Annotated in this window: 17 protein-coding genes; 5 read left to right on the forward strand and 12 right to left on the reverse strand. The window is 74.8% G+C overall.

Annotated features, from left to right (window positions below; translation table 11 throughout):
• Positions 1-4: 4 nt before the first annotated feature.
• The 3 genes from AS188_RS14545 to AS188_RS14555 all read left to right on the forward strand — a co-directional run bounded on the left by AS188_RS14545 (position 5) and on the right by AS188_RS14555 (position 3,165).
• Positions 5-970 (forward strand): 1,4-dihydroxy-2-naphthoyl-CoA synthase, encoded by a 966-nt coding sequence (locus AS188_RS14545; protein WP_058859444.1) that lies wholly within the window; start codon positions 5-7, stop codon positions 968-970.
• 8 nt (positions 971-978) lie between these two features.
• On the forward strand, positions 979-2,160 hold the full coding sequence (locus tag AS188_RS14550) for an AMP-binding protein (protein WP_058859445.1): 1,182 nt from the start codon (positions 979-981) through the stop codon (positions 2,158-2,160).
• 123 nt (positions 2,161-2,283) lie between these two features.
• Positions 2,284-3,165 (forward strand): 1,4-dihydroxy-2-naphthoate polyprenyltransferase, encoded by an 882-nt coding sequence (locus AS188_RS14555; protein WP_058859446.1) that lies wholly within the window; start codon positions 2,284-2,286, stop codon positions 3,163-3,165.
• 10 nt (positions 3,166-3,175) lie between these two features.
• Here AS188_RS14555 and AS188_RS14560 read toward each other — a convergent pair whose 3' ends face one another.
• A complete protein-coding gene (locus tag AS188_RS14560; RefSeq protein WP_058859447.1) occupies positions 3,176-3,463 on the reverse strand; it encodes a DUF4229 domain-containing protein in 288 nt (95 codons plus the stop codon).
• A gap of 74 nt (positions 3,464-3,537) precedes the next feature.
• Between AS188_RS14560 and AS188_RS14565 the strand changes: the two genes are divergently transcribed.
• A complete protein-coding gene (locus AS188_RS14565; protein ID WP_083529483.1) occupies positions 3,538-4,059 on the forward strand; it encodes a PLDc N-terminal domain-containing protein in 522 nt (173 codons plus the stop codon).
• A gap of 227 nt (positions 4,060-4,286) precedes the next feature.
• On the opposite strand, the gene ccsB is transcribed toward AS188_RS14565, so the two are convergent.
• The 11 genes from ccsB to AS188_RS14615 all read right to left on the reverse strand — a co-directional run bounded on the left by ccsB (position 4,287) and on the right by AS188_RS14615 (position 14,091).
• Positions 4,287-5,297, reverse strand: coding sequence for a c-type cytochrome biogenesis protein CcsB (gene ccsB / locus AS188_RS14570; RefSeq protein WP_058859448.1), 1,011 nt, complete (start codon positions 5,295-5,297; stop codon positions 4,287-4,289).
• A gap of 13 nt (positions 5,298-5,310) precedes the next feature.
• Entirely contained in the window at positions 5,311-7,032 is a 1,722-nt protein-coding gene (gene resB, locus AS188_RS14575; RefSeq protein WP_058859449.1) for a cytochrome c biogenesis protein ResB, read from the reverse strand.
• Positions 7,033-7,070: 38 nt separating this feature from the next.
• Positions 7,071-7,832, reverse strand: a complete 762-nt coding sequence (locus AS188_RS14580; protein WP_058859450.1) for a cytochrome c biogenesis CcdA family protein — start codon at positions 7,830-7,832, stop codon at positions 7,071-7,073.
• Positions 7,829-8,446 carry a TlpA family protein disulfide reductase gene (locus AS188_RS14585; RefSeq protein ID WP_058859451.1) on the reverse strand — a complete coding sequence of 206 codons (618 nt, stop codon included), beginning with the start codon at positions 8,444-8,446 and terminating at the stop codon, positions 7,829-7,831. Before AS188_RS14585 ends, AS188_RS14580 begins: the two co-directional genes overlap by 4 nt.
• A 51-nt stretch (positions 8,447-8,497) precedes the next feature.
• Entirely contained in the window at positions 8,498-9,169 is a 672-nt protein-coding gene (locus tag AS188_RS14590) for a histidine phosphatase family protein (RefSeq protein ID WP_186815328.1), read from the reverse strand.
• A gap of 48 nt (positions 9,170-9,217) precedes the next feature.
• Positions 9,218-9,484, reverse strand: coding sequence for a glutaredoxin family protein (locus tag AS188_RS14595; RefSeq protein ID WP_058859453.1), 267 nt, complete (start codon positions 9,482-9,484; stop codon positions 9,218-9,220).
• A gap of 85 nt (positions 9,485-9,569) precedes the next feature.
• Positions 9,570-9,668: a 30S ribosomal protein bS22 gene (locus AS188_RS16650; protein WP_005504750.1), complete on the reverse strand. Its 99-nt coding sequence runs from the start codon at positions 9,666-9,668 to the stop codon at positions 9,570-9,572.
• A 180-nt stretch (positions 9,669-9,848) separates the two neighbouring features.
• On the reverse strand, positions 9,849-10,679 hold the full coding sequence (locus tag AS188_RS14600) for a FadR/GntR family transcriptional regulator (RefSeq protein WP_058859454.1): 831 nt from the start codon (positions 10,677-10,679) through the stop codon (positions 9,849-9,851).
• A 124-nt stretch (positions 10,680-10,803) separates the two neighbouring features.
• Complete coding sequence (gene gdhA, locus AS188_RS14605) at positions 10,804-12,144, reverse strand: NADP-specific glutamate dehydrogenase (protein WP_058859455.1); 1,341 nt, start codon at positions 12,142-12,144, stop codon at positions 10,804-10,806.
• 33 nt (positions 12,145-12,177) lie between these two features.
• Positions 12,178-12,807, reverse strand: coding sequence for an ArsR/SmtB family transcription factor (locus AS188_RS17585; RefSeq protein WP_236944998.1), 630 nt, complete (start codon positions 12,805-12,807; stop codon positions 12,178-12,180).
• Between the two features lie 78 nt (positions 12,808-12,885).
• The gene (locus AS188_RS14615) at positions 12,886-14,091 is read right to left on the reverse strand and encodes an acetoin utilization protein AcuC (RefSeq protein ID WP_058859457.1); all 1,206 of its coding nucleotides are present in this window, start codon (positions 14,089-14,091) and stop codon (positions 12,886-12,888) included.
• Positions 14,092-14,290: 199 nt separating this feature from the next.
• Here AS188_RS14615 and AS188_RS14620 point away from each other — a divergent pair, with 199 nt between their 5' ends.
• Positions 14,291-15,676 carry a TrkH family potassium uptake protein gene (locus AS188_RS14620; RefSeq protein WP_058859977.1) on the forward strand — a complete coding sequence of 462 codons (1,386 nt, stop codon included), beginning with the start codon at positions 14,291-14,293 and terminating at the stop codon, positions 15,674-15,676.
• The last annotated feature ends 12 nt before the right edge of the window (positions 15,677-15,688 follow it).

The raw sequence follows: 15,688 nt of genomic DNA on the forward strand, positions 1-15,688 counted from the left end.
GGGCGTGACTGCATCGACCCCCACCGACCTGCCCGAGCGCGTCTCGGAGATCTTCGACCCGGCGCAGTGGCGCACCGTCGAGGGCTTCGGGGACCTCCAGGACATCACCTACCACCGCGGTGTGGCCCGCGGCGCCGACGGGGGCGCCGTGCGGGACCTGCCGTGGGTGCGGGTCGCCTTCGACCGGCCCGAGGTCCGCAACGCCTTCCGCCCCTCCACGGTCGACGAGCTCTACCGCGTCCTGGACCACGCCCGCACGAGCTCCGACGTGGGCGCGGTGGTCCTCACCGGCAACGGCCCCTCCCCCAAGGACGGCGGCTGGGCCTTCTGCTCCGGCGGCGACCAGCGCATCCGGGGCCGCGACGGCTACCGCTACGCCGAGGGGGAGACCGCCGAGAGCATCGACCCGGCCCGCGCCGGGCGGCTGCACATCCTCGAGGTGCAGCGGCTGATCCGCACCATGCCCAAGGTCGTCATCGCGGCGGTGCCAGGGTGGGCCGCCGGCGGCGGGCACTCCCTGCACGTGGTCTGCGACCTCACGATCGCCTCGCGCGAGCACGGGATGTTCAAGCAGACCGACGCGACCGTGGGCTCCTTCGACGCCGGCTACGGCTCGGCGCTGCTGGCCCGCCAGGTCGGGCAGAAGTTCGCCCGCGAGATCTTCTTCCTCGCCCGCGAGCACGACGCCGAGGCGATGCACCGGATGGGCGCCGTCAACGCGGTCGTCCCCCACGCCGAGCTCGAGACCACGGCGCTCGAGTGGGCCCGGGACGTCACGGCCCAGTCCCCGCAGGCGGTCCGGATGCTGAAGTTCGCCTTCAACCTGCCCGACGACGGCATGGTCGGCCAGCAGGTCTTCGCCGGCGAGGCCACCCGCCTGGCGTACATGACCGACGAGGCCGTCGAGGGCCGCGACGCCTTCCTCGGCAAGCGGGAGCCCGACTGGTCGGCCTTCCCCTACCACTTCTAGGAGCGGACGTGGACGGACCGGCCGTGCCCGGCGACGCCGTGGTCCTCGACGGCCCCGTGGCCGGGGACCCGCTGCGGCTGCTGCCCGACCTGACCCGGGCGCTGGGGCGGCCGGGGCCCGCCGTCGTCGTGCGCACCTCCGGGTCCACCGGCCGGGCGAAGGCGACCGTGCTGTCCACGGACGCCCTGGCCGCGTCCTCCATGGCCACCGCCCGGCGCACCGGTGCCGTGGGCCAGTGGCTGCTGGCGCTGCCGGCCCACCACGTCGCCGGGCTGCAGGTGCTCGTGCGCTCCCTGTACGCGAGCACGACCCCCGTGGTCCTGGACCCGGCCGCCCGCTTCACCCCCGCGGCCTTCGCCGCGGCGGCCGCGGAGCTGGAGGACCCCGAGCGCCTCACGTCCCTGGTGCCCACGCAGCTGCAGCGGATCCTCGAGCCCGCCTCCGGGGTGCGCGACGGGGACGCCGTGGCCGCGCTGAGGAGCTTCCGGGCGGTCCTGCTCGGCGGCTCGGCCGCCCCGCCCCGGCTGCTCGCCGCCGCGCGGGAGGCCGGCGTGCGGGTCGTGACCACCTACGGGATGTCCGAGACCTGCGGCGGGTGCGTCTACGACGGCCTGCCGCTGGAGGGGGTGCGGGTCCACCTCGAGCGCACCCCCGGCGACGTCCCCGGCGAGGGGCCCGGCGGGGGTCCCGCGCGCGGGACGGGACCGGGGCGGATCTGGCTGGGCGGCGGCGTCGTCGCCGAGGGCTACGCGGACGACCCCGGGCTGACGGCCCGGCACTTCCGCACCGCCGGCGGGGTGCGCTGGTACCGCACCGACGACCTCGGGCAGCTCACCCCCGAGGGCGGGCTGCGGGTCCACGGCCGGGTCGACGACGTCGTGAACACCGGCGGGGTCAAGGTCTCCGCGGGCCTGGTCGCCGCGGTCCTCACGGCCAACCCCGGCGTGCGGCAGGCGCTCGTGCTCGGCGTGCCCGACCCCGAGTGGGGGCAGGCGGTCGGCGCGGTGGTGGAGCCCGCCCCCGGGGCGGACCCCGCCCTGCTGCGCGCCGAGCTCACCGGCGCCGTGCGCGCCGCCCACGGGCCCGCGGCGGTCCCCCGGCGCTGGGCGTGGCCCGCGGAGCTGCCGCTGCTGGCGACCGGCAAGCCCGACCGGGCCGCCGCCGCCCGGCTGCTGGAGGGCCGCGGCTGACCGGTCCCTGCCTCCGCCGGGGCGCGTCCGCCGCGCCGGCGGGTGCGTGAGACAATGACCGGCGGCCCGCCGCTCGGACGGGCCGCGCCCCGTGCGCGTCCCGCCCCGACCGGAGGTAGTTCCGTGGCCACGCCCGCCCAGTGGATCGAGGGGGCCCGGCTGCGGACCCTGCCCATGGCCCTCGCGCCGGTGCTCGCCGGCTCGGCCGCCGCCCAGGCGCTGCACTCCTTCGACCTGCTCCGCGCCCTCCTGGCCCTGCTCGTGGCCCTCCTGCTGCAGGTCGGGGTGAACTACGCCAACGACTACTCCGACGGGATCCGCGGCACCGACGACGACCGCGTCGGCCCCCTGCGGCTCACCGGCTCCGGCGCCGCGCGGCCCCAGCACGTGAAGGCCGCGGCGCTGCTGTGCTTCGGCCTCGCCGCCGTGGCCGGGGCCGTGCTCGTGGTGCTCAGCCGGCAGTGGTGGTTCGTCCCGGTCGGGCTCTCCGCCGTGCTCGCCGCCTGGGGCTACACCGGTGGGCGGATGCCCTACGGCTACCTGGGCCTGGGCGACCTGTTCGTCCTCGTCTACTTCGGCCTCGTCGCCGTGCTCGGCACGACCCTCACCCAGGCGGGGACCCTCAACGCCGAGGCGTGGGTCGCCGCGGCGGCCACGGGACTGATCGCGTGCGCGCTGCTGATGGCCAACAACGTCCGGGACCTGCCCACGGACCGCGAGGCCGGCAAGCGCACCCTCGCCGTGCGGCTGGGCGACCGCAGGGCCCGCGCGGTCTTCGCCGCCGAGATCGCGGTGGCCTTCGCCCTGGTCCTGCTGCTGGTGCCGGCCAACCCCTGGATGCTGCTGGTGCTGCTGCTCGTCCCGGCGGCGGTGCCGCCGGTGGCCACCGTGCTGCGGGCCGGGGACCGGCGCCTGCTCGTGCCGGTGCTCAAGCAGTGCGGGGTGCTCAACGTGGGGTGGGCGCTGCTGTTCCTGCTCGCGGTGCTGCTGCGGCAGTGGGTGTGACCGGGTCCGGTCAGGACTCGCGGCCCTCCTCGCGCAGCCGCCGGTCCACGTAGGCGTCCTCGACCTCCTGGTCCTCCAGCGCCACGCGGTTGCGCGGCCTCGGGGTGCGGGAGATCCAGCCGCGGAACTCGTCGCCGGCCGCGGCGTGCAACCGGGGGAAGAAGAGGTAGGAGACCGCGAAGGAGATCGCCACGGCGGCGATCCCGGAGAGGATCAGGCCCACCCCCAGCCACATGCTCAGCAGGAACACGGCCACGAGCACGGCGAGGCGGAGCAGGGAGTACGTCAGGAAGTGCACCCGCCCAGTCTACCGAGCCCGCCTGGGAGCCCGCGTGGAGCCGGTGCCCAGGCTGCTCCCCTAGGATTGTCGGCATGGGCCGAGCGATCCTCATCATCGGCGCCGCCGCCCTCGCGGTCGGCGTCATCGTCTACTCCCTCATCGAGTGCGCGCGCACCGACAGCGTCGCGATGCGGGGCCTGCGCAAGGGCGGCTGGATCGCCGTGATCCTGCTGCTGCCGCTCGTGGGCGCCCTGCTGTGGCTGTTCCTGGGCCGGCCCAGGGCGGCCCAGGAGACCGGCGGCCCGGCGCGCGCCAAGGGGCCCGACGACGACCCCCAGTTCCTGCGCAACCTCGAGGAGCGCCGCCGCCAGCAGCAGCAGGCGGAGAAGCTGCGCCGCTGGGAGGAGGAGCTGCGCCGCAAGGGCGGCCCGGCCGCCGGCGACGGCTCCGCGCCTCCCCCGGGCGGGCGGAGCCCCGCCCCCGGTGCGCCGGCGGACGGGGGCGGCTCCTCGGCCGCGGACCCCCGGGACTCCGGGGACGGGACCGGCGGCGCCGGGCACGGCGAGGACCGGGACGCCGGCGGCCGCCCTGGCCGCCCGCCGCGCCACGACTGACCCCGCCCCGCAGCGGCACACCGTCCCCACGCGGGGACCGTCGCCGCCCCACGACCGTCCCCGCCCCACGACCGTCCCCGCCCCACGACCGTCCCCGCCGCGGGACACCGCCCTCGTGAGACCCCACGGCGACGACGAGACCCCGTGCTGCACGCGCGGGCGGCACGGGGTCTCGTCGTCGTGATGGGATCTCGCGGGAGGGGCGGGTCGTGCGTCCCGCGGGCGGGTCAGAGGCCCGAGTAGGAGTGCAGGCCCGGGAAGACCGTGTTGACCACCGTGAAGTTGAAGACCACGCACAGGTAGCCGACGATCGACAGCCACGCCGAGCGGCTGCCGGTCCAGCCGCGGGTGGCGCGCGCGTGCATGTAGGCCGCGTAGACGACCCAGATCACGAACGTCCACACCTCCTTGGTGTCCCAGCCCCAGTAGCGGCCCCAGGCCTGCTCGGCCCAGATCGCGCCGGCGGCGAGGGTGAAGGTCCAGAACGCGAAGCCGACCGCGTTGAGCCGGAAGGACAGGTCCTCGAGCGCCCGGGCCGAGGGCACCGTGCGCAGGAACGCCGCGCCGGGCCGCTCCCCGGCCAGCAGGGCCCGCTCGCGCCGGGTCTGCAGCAGCTGCAGCACCGCCATCGCGAAGGTGAGGGTGAACACCCCGGAGGCGGCCACGGCGATGGACACGTGGATCACGAGCCACCAGGACTGCAGGGCCGGCTGCAGCGGGCCGACCGGGGTCGGGAAGCCGATGGTCGCCGCGCACAGCATGATGATCACGAGGCCGGTGACGAGGGTGCCGACGAAGCGCAGGTCGCGGCGCACCAGCGCCACGAGGTACACGCCGGCGACCACGAGGGCGCCGGTGGTGCAGAACTCGTACATGTTGCCCCACGGCACGCGCCCGGCCGCGACGGCCCGGGCGAGGACCGCGGCGGCGTGCACCACGAAGGCGAGGGCCATCACGGCCACGGCCACCCGGGCGGCGGGGCGGCGGCCGCCGGTGTAGCGCATCTCGTCATCGGCGACCTCGCCGGCCAGCGCGGCGCGCTCCGTCCCGCGGCCGGCGGCGGGGGGCGCGCCGGCACCCACGAGGGCCGGCTCGCGGTCCCGGGCCTGCCGGGCCCCGAGGACCCGGGAGTGGGCGGCCATGTCCCACGCGAAGGCCACGAAGCTCACCAGGTAGGTCATGGCGGCCAGGAGCATGAACAGCTGGCTCCAGGTGCCGAGGGTGTCGTTGACGGGCATGGGCCCTATCCTCTCACTCGTTGCCGGGCCGGTCGTCGGCCCGGGTCGTGCGCTGCGGGGCGCCGGCGGCCCGCGGGTCCTCGCCGGCCCAGTGCCCGGTCCACAGCTCCTGCAGGCGCTCGGCCTCGGTGCGGAGGCGGGGGTCCTCCCCGCGCGCCAGCAGCCCGTACTCGAGCACGGTCGCGGCGCGCCCGTCGTCGTCGGTCCCGGCCGTGGCGCGCACCCACACGCGGCGGCGCGCGATGAACATCGACATCAGCAGACCGGTGAACGCGGCCACGAAGGAGACGAACGCGGCGGTCTTGCCCGGGTCGTAGTGGACGTCCAGGCCCACGTAGCGCTTGACGTCGAGGAACTCGACGGCGCCCTTCCCGCCGGGCAGCTCGTGGCGCGGGTTCGCGGCGTCGAGCACGATCGCCCCGTTGGGGTTGTTCATGGCGTTGAGCTCGGTGAGCCCATCGACGTCGAGGACGAACACGTTCTGCGGCTCGCCGGTGTCCAGGCCGAGGTCCCCGTGGTAGGCGGAGAGGATCAGCCGCGGATTGGCGAGGCCGGGGTCCACGGACCGGGGCATCTCGCCCTCCCCGCCGACGGCCGTGGGCAGCAGCAGGCCCACGAAGCCGAGCTGGTCGGGGCGGGCGTCCGGGACCTTGAGCACCATCGAGGAGGTGTAGACCCCGTCGCTGGGGATGGTGACCACGGGGCCCTCGTAGGCGACCTCGCCGTCGCCGTCGGTGACCCGCACGACCGGGGCGTAGCCGTTGCCCACGAGGTAGGCCTTCGTCCCGCCCACGTCGAGCGGCTTGTTGACCTTCAGCACCTCCTCGCGGGGCTCCGCGCCGGGCTCGTCCCGGACGGTGACCTCGGCGGTGAAGTCCAGCGGGGCCCCGTAGTTCTCCGGCACGGCGGTGTCCCGGTTGAACTCCGCGTCGAAGCTGTCCAGGCGGACCGAGAACGGCTCGAGCCAGTCGGCGTCGTAGTTGGTCCCGGGGGTGAAGGAGTCGTAGCCGATGAGGGTGTTCACGAAGGACTCGCCCTCCACCACCACGCGCTGGCCCTTGTAGCCGAACAGGGAGCCCACGGCCACGGAGACGAGCACGCCCAGCAGCGCCAGGTGGAAGACGACGTTGCCGACCTCCTTCCACATCCCGCGCTCGGCGGCCACGGACGGGGCGCCGGAGCCCGCGTCGCGCACGGCGACGCGGTAGCCGCGCCGGCGCAGCAGCCGGGCGGCGTCGGCGACGACCTCGTCGGGCGCCGGCGCGTCCCCGCCGGCGGCCCCGAGGGCCAGCCGCCCGTGCTCGGGCAGCCGCTCGAGCCGGCGCGGGGTGCGCGGGGGCTCGGCCCGCCACGCCCGCCAGTGCTTCGCGGCGCGCGGCAGCACGCACCCGACGAGGGAGACGAACAGCAGGATGTAGACGGCCGAGAACCAGGCCGAGGCGAAGACGTCGAAGAACTGCAGCCGGTCCAGCCACTCCCCCAGGACGGGGCGGGAGTCGATGTAGTCCTGCACGGCCGCCGGGTCCTGGATGCGCTGGGGGAAGATCGAGCCCGGCACCGCCGCGACCGCGAGCAGCAGCAGCAGGAACAGGGCGGTGTTCATCTTCGTCAGCTGGGTCCACGCCCAGCGGGCCGTGCCCAGGGGCCCGAGGGCGGGCAGCTCGGGGTCCCCCCGCCCGGAGGGGCCCGGGGAGGCGGTGGAGGAGCCCGACGACGGGGGCGCTGGGGTGCTCATGCCGGCCTTTCGGTTGTCGGTGCGGGGGGCGCGGGCGCTCAGATCGGCATCACCCAGTCGGTGACGAGCTCGGCCTGCACCCAGGAGACGAAGGCGGTCCAGGCGCCGGTCATCATGAGCAGGCCCACGGCCACGAGCAGCCCGCCGCCGGCGCGCTGCAGGGCCAGGCGGTGCCGGCGGAAGAAGGCGGTGGCGCCCATGCCGCGGCGCAGCGCGAGGGCCAGCAGCAGGAACGGCACGCCGAGGCCGAGGCAGTAGGCGACCGTGAGCACCGCGGCCTTGCCGGTCGAGGCGCCGTCCACGTAGACGAGGGCCTGCACCGCGGCGAAGGTCGGGCCGATGCAGGGCGCCCAGCCGAGGCCGAAGGTGACCCCCAGCAGCGGGGCGCCCCACAGCCCGGGCGGGGGGCGGTGCTCGATCTTGCGGTCGCGCTGGAAGAAGGGGATCCCGCCGAGGAACACGACGCCCATCACCAGCACGAGGGCGCCGAGGACCACGGTCAGCCACCCCTGGCCCAGGAACCAGGCGTAGGCGCCCAGCTGGGCCAGCAGCACCGACATCAGCAGGAACACGGCCGAGAAGCCGAGGACGAACAGGCTGATCCCCGCGAGCACCCGCCCGCGGCGCTGCTCGCGCAGGTCCGCGCCGGTGAGCCCGGTGACGTAGCCGAGGTAGCCGGGCACGAGCGGGAGCACGCACGGGGAGGCGAAGGAGACCAGCCCCGCCAGCAGCGCCACGGGCAGCGCGGCGAGCAGGGACCCGTCGAGCACGATCTCGGCGAAGGGGTTGCCGCCGCTCATGCCGACGCGGCCACCGTGTCCTCGAGGAGCGTCCCGAGCACGGAGGGGTCGGCGATGCCGAGGATGCGGGCGGCGACCCGGCCCTCGGCGTCGAGCACGAGGGTCGTGGGCACCGCCTGCGGGGGCACGTACTCGCTCAGGGCCAGGAGCACGCCACCGTCCTTGTCCCGCACCGAGGGGTAGGGGATCTCGAAGGTGCGCTCGAAGGCCTCGGCGGTGGCCCGCTCGTCGCGCAGGTTCACCCCGTAGAACGCGACCCGGCCCTCGTAGCGCTCGGCGAACTCCTTGAGGTCCGGGGCCTCGACCCGGCAGGGGGCGCACCCGGCGTACCAGAAGTTCAGCAGCGCCGGCTTCCCGCGCAGGTCCTCGGCGCTGACCGTGGTGCCGTCGAAGAGCTCCCCGGTGAACTGCACGGGCTCCCCGCGCTCGCCGGCCGGGTACTCGGTCACGGAGCCGTCCCCGGCGATGTAGCCCTTCTGGTCCCCCGAGTTGGCCTGCTCGGCCAGGGAGTCCTCCTCGGCGCAGCCGGCGAGGGCGAGCCCGAGCACGCCCGCGGCGGCCAGGGACAGCACGCTGCGGCGCGACGGGCGGGCGGAGGAGTACGGGGAGGGCACGAGGAGATCACCTGGGAGGTCAAGGGGACGGACGACGGCGGGGCCCGGCCATTATGAACCGGGAAGCTGGTTGACCCCTGGGTAGTAGCGGGCGGCGGGCTCGCTGTAGCTCACCCGGGGCGGGCGCCCGGCGTCGAGGTCCTCGAAGACGAGCGAGGTCAGGGACGCGAGGTTGCACTGGCGCCGCCGCGGGTCGTGCGGCAGGGGCCGGCCCTCGGCGGCGAGGCGGGTCAGCCAGATGGGCAGCTGGTGGGAGACGAGCACGGCCTCGGCCCCGTCCCCGCCGGCGGCCACCGCCGCGCGACCGGCGTCGAGCACGGCCTCCGCCATGCGCGCGACCTGCCGCCGGTAGGGCTCGCCCCACGAGGGGCGCAGGGGGTTGAGCAGGTGCGGCCAGTGCCGGGGGCGCAGCAGCTGCGCGGCGTCCACGTGCAGGCCCTCGAAGTGGTTGTGCGCCTCGATGATCCGCTCGTCCGGGTGCACGGCCAGCCCGAGCTCCCGGGCGACGGGCTCGGCGGTCTCCCGGGCCCGCTGCAGCGGCGAGGAGACGAGGTGGACGATCCGCGCGCCGTCCCGCACCCGCCCGGCGAGCTCGTCCGCCGCCGCCTCGGCCATGCGGGCGCCCAGCTCGGTGAGGCCGTAGCCGGACATCCGCCCGTAGACGATGCGGTCGGGGTTGCGCACCTGGCCGTGGCGCAGCAGGTGGACGGTCGTGGAGGGCATGGCCCCCATGATCCCAGACGGGCGGGGCGGGCCCAAAAGCGGGCCGGCTCAGCCCGCGAGGCGCTCGCGCAGCAGCCGGGTCAGGCGCCGCTCGTCGATCTGCCAGAAGTCGCGGGGGACGCCGTCGACGAGCACCACGGGGATCTCCTCGGCGTGGCGGCGGGCGAGCTCGGGGTCCTGGTCGACGTCGAGCTCCGTCCACCCCAGGCCCAGGTCCCCGGTGACGCGGGCCACGGCCGCGCGGGCGGCCTCGCACAGGTGGCAGCCGGGGCGGGTCAGCAGGGTCACGGCGGGGCCGGCGGGAAGCGTGCTCATGGGCCCATGCTACGGCCGGGCACGCACCGGGGCCGCCGTCCTCGGGGAGGAGGTCGGCGGCCCCGGTGCTGCGCTCAGCGCGCGGTCACTTCTTGTTGCGGCGCTGGTGGCGGGTCTTGCGCAGCAGCTTGCGGTGCTTCTTCTTGGACATCCGCTTGCGGCGCTTCTTGATCACTGAACCCATAGGGATCCCTCGCATCTCGGTGTGTCGGTGGTGGCCCGGCCGCTGACGCGCGGCGAGCGGGGCCGGTGCCGGCCCCGGGAGGGGGCACGGCAGATGTTCAGGGAACACCCTACCGTCTCGAGCCCGCCGGACGGCAACCGGCGGCCCGGGCGGCGGGGCGGGCCCCGGTGTCCGGGCGGCTCAGGCGATGCGCGGGACGTCGCGCTGGTCCGGCCCGCCGGCCGGGTCCTCCTGCCCGGGGGCGGGCTCGAAGGCGTCCTCGGGCAGGGCGGTCGGCAGCTCGGTCGGGGCGTCCGGGGCCGGGCCCGGGGTGCGCTGCTCCTGGTCCGGGTCCACCCCGGCCTCCTGGTACTGGTACTCGACGTGCTCGGCGACGAGCCGGGCGGCGAGCGTGCGGTCCCCGGCCTCGAGGGCCGAGTAGATCGCCCGGTGCTCGGCGCGCAGCCGCTCGGAGGTCGCGCTCCACAGCGGGACGTGGCCCACGAGCGCCATCGTGTACTCGTAGATGGAGTCGCGCAGCGAGGACATCAGCGCGGAGACCACCGAGTTGCCGGCGGTCTTGCACAGGGCGATGTGGAAGCTGACCTCCAGGTGGTGGAACTCCTTGAGGGAGAGGTCCTCCCGGGCCATCTGCTCGAGCAGCCCGCGCAGCTCGGCCATCGCCGGGTGCTGCGGGTCGGCGCGCTCCAGCGCCCAGGTCTCGAGCAGCACCCGCGTCTGGACGATGTCGCGCAGCGGGTAGTCGGAGGTCGCCATGTGCAGCTGCAGGGCCGGGCCGGCGGAGGCCGCGGGCTCGCGCACGAGCATGGGCAGGATCGACTTGCGCGGCCCGTCGAAGAGCCGCACGATGCCCTGCGCCTCCAGCGTCTTCAGCGCCTCGCGCATGGTCGCGCGGGAGACGCGGTGGATCGCGGCGAGGTCGCGGTCCGACGGCAGTTGCTGCCCCAGCACGAGGTTGCCGTCGAACAGCTCGTTCTCCAGCCACTGCAGGACCTGTCGATGCGTTGCCATAGTCTCCAGGGTAGGACCTCGGGGACGGGTCGGGGAACCTCCGCCGCGCCGTCCGTGTGGCGGGTGCGCCTCCGCCCCCGCCGCGGCGGGGGCGGAGGCGGTGCGGGCACGGGGCCCGCGGGGATCAGATCAGGCCCTGGGCCACCATGGCCCCGGCGACCTTCATGAACCCGGCGATGTTGGCGCCGGCCACGTAGTTGCCCGGCATGCCGTAGTCCTCGGCCGTCTCGGCGCAGCTGTCGTGGATCGAGCGCATGATCTGCTCGAGCCGCTCCTCGGTGTACTCGAAGGTCCACGAGTCGCGCGACGCGTTCTGCTGCATCTCGAGCGCGGAGGTCGCCACGCCGCCGGCGTTGGCCGCCTTGCCCGGGCCGAAGAGCACGTCCGCCTCGCGGAACAGCCGGATCGCCTCGCCGGTGGAGGGCATGTTCGCGCCCTCGGCCACGGCCAGCACGCCGTGGCCCACGAGCTTCTTGGCGTGGGAGCCGTCCAGCTCGTTCTGGGTGGCGCACGGCAGCGCGACCGTGCCGGGGACGTCCCACACGGAGCCCTTGGCGATGAAGCGGGCCCGGCCGCCGCGGCGCTCGGCGTACTCGGCGATGCGGCCGCGCTCGACCTCCTTGATCTCGCGCAGCAGGTCCAGCTCGATGCCGTCGGGGTCGACCACGTAGCCGCTGGAGTCGGAGGCGGTGACCACGGTCGCGCCGAGGGCCTGGGCCCGGGCGATCGCGTAGATGGCCACGTTGCCGGAGCCCGAGACGAGCACGGTCTGGCCGTCGAAGGACTGCCCGCGGGTGCGCAGCATCTCCTCGGCGAACATCACGGTGCCGAAGCCCGTGGCCTCGGTGCGCACCAGCGACCCGCCCCAGGTCAGCCCCTTGCCGGTGAGGACCCCGGACTCGTAGCGGTTGGTGATGCGCTTGTACTGCCCGAAGAGGTAGCCGATCTCGCGCCCGCCCACGCCGATGTCACCGGCGGGGACGTCCGTGTACTCGCCGATGTGGCGGTAGAGCTCGGTCATGAAGGACTGGCAGAAGCGCATGATCTCGGCGTCGGAGCGCCCGCTCGGGTTGAAGTCCGACCCGCCCTTGCCGCCGCCGATGGGCATGCCGGTCAGGGCGTTCTTGAAGATCTGCTCGAAGCCCAGGAACTTCACGATCCCCAGGTAGACCGAGGGGTGGAAGCGCAGCCCGCCCTTGTAGGGGCCCAGGGCCGAGTTGAACTCGACGCGGAAGCCGCGGTTGATGTGGACGTTGCCCTGGTCGTCGGTCCACGGCACCCGGAAGATGATCTGGCGCTCGGGCTCGCAGACGCGCTCGAGCACGGCGGCGTCGAGCAGCTCGGGGTGGCGGGCGACGACGGGGCCGAGGGACTCGAAGACCTCGTCCACCGCCTGGTGGAACTCGTCTTCTCCGGGGTTGCGGGCGAGTACCGCCTGGCGGATCGGGATCAGGTCCTCGTGCATGGTGCTCCTCGTTCGGGTGTTCGGTCGGGCCGGTCACCTCCGCGCGTGCTTGCCGCGGCGGCGCAGGCCGGTCAGGGTGGAGAGCAGTCCCCCCGCGCCCCGGCCGGGGCGGACGGGTGCCGCCGCGGCCGGCAGCTCGGGGCCGGGCTCCGGGGCGGCCGCGGGTCCGGCCGCCGCGGGGACGGCGGGCGCCGCGGACTCCGGGGCGAAGGGCGCCACCGGCTCCGCGGGCACGGTCTCCGGGGGCACCGGCACGGTCCCGGTCCCCGGGTCCGGTCCGGCCCCGGGGGCCGTCCCGGTCCCCGCCGGGGTCCCGGTGGTCTCCGGGCTCGGCCGGGCCGCGCGCTCCACGCCGTCGGTCCCCGGGGTCCGCGGCCGGTCGGCCTGGCCCCCCACGACGTCCTGGACCCACTCGGTGACCACGGTCAGCGGCCCGGGCTCCACGGCGTAGAGACGCCGCTGGCCCTGCGCCTCCATGGACACCATACCGGCCTCGCGGAGGATCTTCAGATGCTTGGAGACGGTCGGCTGGGCGACCCCGAGCTCGGCGACGAGCTCCCCCACGGGTCGTTCGCCGTCCTTGAGCGCGGTGAGGATCGCCCGACGGGTCTTGTCGGCGATCACCGCGAACACGTCGGTGCTGCCCATACGATCACTGCCCATCCGATCACTGTAGACGCGGTGCGCGCCGGGTCCCCGCAGCGGCGCGGCTCCCTCCCCCGAGGCCCGGGGCCCGGGCGCTCAGTCGAACCAGGGGTCCAGGCCCCAGGTCGGGAAGACCTCCTTGCGGGTGGCCATGACGGTCCGGTCCGTCTCGTCGTTGGGGTCGAAACCGACCTCCCAGGACCGCCACCACAGGTCGACGTCGTCGCCCATCGTCCGGGGCGCCTCCACCCCGTAGGTCGCGAGCACGTGCTCCCGCCACGGCTGGGGCACGGCGGCGCCGACGGCCACCGGGTGCCCGGCGACGATCCCCACGAGGTGGGTCCAGGAGCGCGGGACCACGTCGTGGCAGTTGTAGCCGCCCCCGCCCGTGGCCAGCCAGCGGCCCTCGCACAGCTCGTCGGCGAGGCCCGCCAGGGACAGGGCCGCCTGCCGCTGCCCGTCGACGCTGACCCGCAGGTGGCTCAGCTCGTCGGCGAAGTGGGAGTCGCAGCCGTGCTGGGTGACGAGCACCTCGGGGCGGAACTGCCGCAGCAGCGGGGGGACCACGGCGTCGAAGGCCCGCAGCCACATGGCGTCGTCGGCCCGGGAGGGCAGGGCCACATTGACCGCGGTGCCCTCGGCCTCGCCACGTCCCGTCTCGTTGGCGAAGCCCGTGCCGGGGAAGAGGGTCATCCCCGTCTCGTGCAGGGAGATCGTCATCACCCGCGGGTCGTCGTAGAAGATCGACTGCGTCCCGTCCCCGTGGTGGCCGTCGACGTCGACGTAGGCGACCCGCCGCACCCCCTGGTCGAGCAGGTGCCGGACCGCGACGGCGCAGTCGTTGTAGATGCAGAAGCCGCTGGCCCGGTCGGCGTGGGCGTGGTGCATCCCGCCGCCGAAGTTCACCGCGCGCACGGCCTCCCCGGAGAGGATCGCGGCGGCGCCCTGGTAGCTGCCGCCGACCAGCCGGGCGCTGGCCTCGTGGGCGCGCGGGTAGGCGGGGGTGTCCTCCGTGCCGAGCCCGCTGCCGGGGCGCTCGGCGGTGGGGTCGGCACTGACGGCGCGCACGGCGTCGACGTAGGACTGCGGGTGGACGAGGTTGAGGACCGCGTCCGGGACCACCTCGGGGGCCTCGACGACGACGTTGTCCCGCCGGTCCAGCCCGAACTGCTGGACCAGGCGGTAGGTGACGTCCAGGCGCGAGGGGTGCATGGGGTGGTGGTCGCCGAAGTTGTACTCGAGCAGGGCCGGGTCCCAGTACAGTCGGGTGGGCCGGGAGCCACCGGTTGTCGCAGAGGTCACACGGCCATTAGACCACTTCCGGGCCCGGGAGCCCGGGCCGGGCCGGCCGCGCCGGGACCGTGTGACACCCTGCGGCCCGGGGCGGCAGTGGGATACTGTCAGCGGTCGCGGCACCCGCCGCCCCCGTCCCCGGCCGCGGGACGGCCCGCCGGCCAGGGAGGAGGCAGGGGCGTTGACCCTCTCGCAGCACCGCCCCTGGATGCCGCCCGGCGAGCGCGGGCGCTTCTGGCCGCTGACCGCGCTGCGCGACCTCGTCGACCGGATCGCGGCCGGCTCCCCCGCCCGTCTCGCGGTCTTCTCCTTCGCCGTGGTCGTCACCGCCTTCACCCTGCTCCTGCTGCTGCCGGTGGCCTCGGCACCGGGGGTCTCGACCACGCTCGAGGACGCGGCGTTCACCGCGACCTCGGCGGTGACGGTCACGGGGCTGACCTCGGTGTCCACCGCCGCGAACTGGTCCTTCTTCGGCCACGTGGTGATCGTCGTGGCGATGCAGATCGGCGGTCTCGGCACGCTGACCATGACCTCGATCCTGGCGCTGGCGATCGGGCGGAAGCTGGGACTGAAGTCGCGGCTGATCACGCAGGAGGCGCTGAACATCGGGCGGCTGGGCGAGGTCGGCTCGCTGCTGCAGATCATCGTGGTGATGTCCGTGACGATCGAGGCGGTGCTGGCCGCGGTGCTCACCGTGGGCTTCCTCGCGGCCGGGGAGCCGCTTCCGACCGCCCTGTGGCACGGGGTCTTCTACGCCGTCTCGGCGTACAACAACGGCGGCTTCACCCCGCACACGGACGGGCTCGTCCCCTACGACGACGCCCCGCTGATCCTGTTCCCCATCGCCCTGGGCGTGTTCCTGGGCTCGCTGGGCTTCCCCGTGGTGCTCGTGCTGCGCCAGGCGGGGCTGCGCTTCTCCCGCTGGAACCTCAACACCAAGCTCACGCTCGTAACGACCACGGTGCTGCTGGTCGTGGGCTGGGCGCTGTTCCTGGCCTTCGAGTGGGCCAACCCGCGCACGATCCGGGACATGGACGGCAGCCAGAAGGTCTTCGAGGGCTTCTTCCACTCCGTGATGGTGCGCTCGGGCGGGTTCAACCTCGTGGACATGAACGAGCTCGAGCCGGTGACGCTGCTGATGACCGACGCGCTGATGTTCGCCGGCGGCGGCCCCGCGTCCGTGGCGGGCGGGATCAAGGTGACGACGCTGGCCGTGGTGTTCCTCGCGATCCTCGCCGAGGCCCGCGGCGACCGCTCCGTGATCGCGTTCTACCGCACCATCCCCGAGGACGCGCTGCGGATCGCGATCTCGGTGATCATGATGGGGGCGACCGTGGTGCTCGTGGCCTCGGGGCTGCTGCTCTCGCTCACCGACGCCCCGCTGGACCGGGTGCTGTTCGAGGTGATCTCCGCCTACGCCACGTGCGGGCTGAGCGTGGGGCTGTCCGGGGAGCTGCCGCCGGCGGGCAAGTACGTGCTCGTGGCGACCATGCTCATCGGGCGCATCGGCACCACCACGGTCGCCGCGGCCCTCGCGCTGCGCTCCCGCCGCCGGCTGTACAACTACCCCGAGGAAAGGCCCATCATTGGCTGACCGTCCCGCCCA

This window comes from Kocuria flava (genome assembly GCF_001482365.1).
GTDB classification, from domain to species: Bacteria; Actinomycetota; Actinomycetes; order Actinomycetales; family Micrococcaceae; genus Kocuria; species Kocuria flava.

Excerpts from the sequence above, each read along its gene's own strand:
- AS188_RS14565 (WP_083529483.1), top strand. The coding sequence starts at position 3,538 with ATGGGCCGAGCGATCCTCATCATCGGCGCCGCCGCCCTCGCGGTCGGC.
- ccsB (WP_058859448.1), bottom strand. The coding sequence starts at position 5,297 with ATGCCCGTCAACGACACCCTCGGCACCTGGAGCCAGCTGTTCATGCTC.
- resB (WP_058859449.1), bottom strand. The coding sequence starts at position 7,032 with ATGAGCACCCCAGCGCCCCCGTCGTCGGGCTCCTCCACCGCCTCCCCG.
- AS188_RS14580 (WP_058859450.1), bottom strand. The coding sequence starts at position 7,832 with ATGAGCGGCGGCAACCCCTTCGCCGAGATCGTGCTCGACGGGTCCCTG.
- AS188_RS14590 (WP_186815328.1), bottom strand. The coding sequence starts at position 9,169 with ATGCCCTCCACGACCGTCCACCTGCTGCGCCACGGCCAGGTGCGCAAC.
- AS188_RS14595 (WP_058859453.1), bottom strand. The coding sequence starts at position 9,484 with ATGAGCACGCTTCCCGCCGGCCCCGCCGTGACCCTGCTGACCCGCCCC.
- AS188_RS16650 (WP_005504750.1), bottom strand. The coding sequence starts at position 9,668 with ATGGGTTCAGTGATCAAGAAGCGCCGCAAGCGGATGTCCAAGAAGAAG.
- AS188_RS14600 (WP_058859454.1), bottom strand. The coding sequence starts at position 10,679 with ATGGCAACGCATCGACAGGTCCTGCAGTGGCTGGAGAACGAGCTGTTC.
- gdhA (WP_058859455.1), bottom strand. The coding sequence starts at position 12,144 with ATGCACGAGGACCTGATCCCGATCCGCCAGGCGGTACTCGCCCGCAAC.
- AS188_RS17585 (WP_236944998.1), bottom strand. The coding sequence starts at position 12,807 with ATGGGCAGTGATCGTATGGGCAGCACCGACGTGTTCGCGGTGATCGCC.
- AS188_RS14620 (WP_058859977.1), top strand. The coding sequence starts at position 14,291 with ATGCCGCCCGGCGAGCGCGGGCGCTTCTGGCCGCTGACCGCGCTGCGC.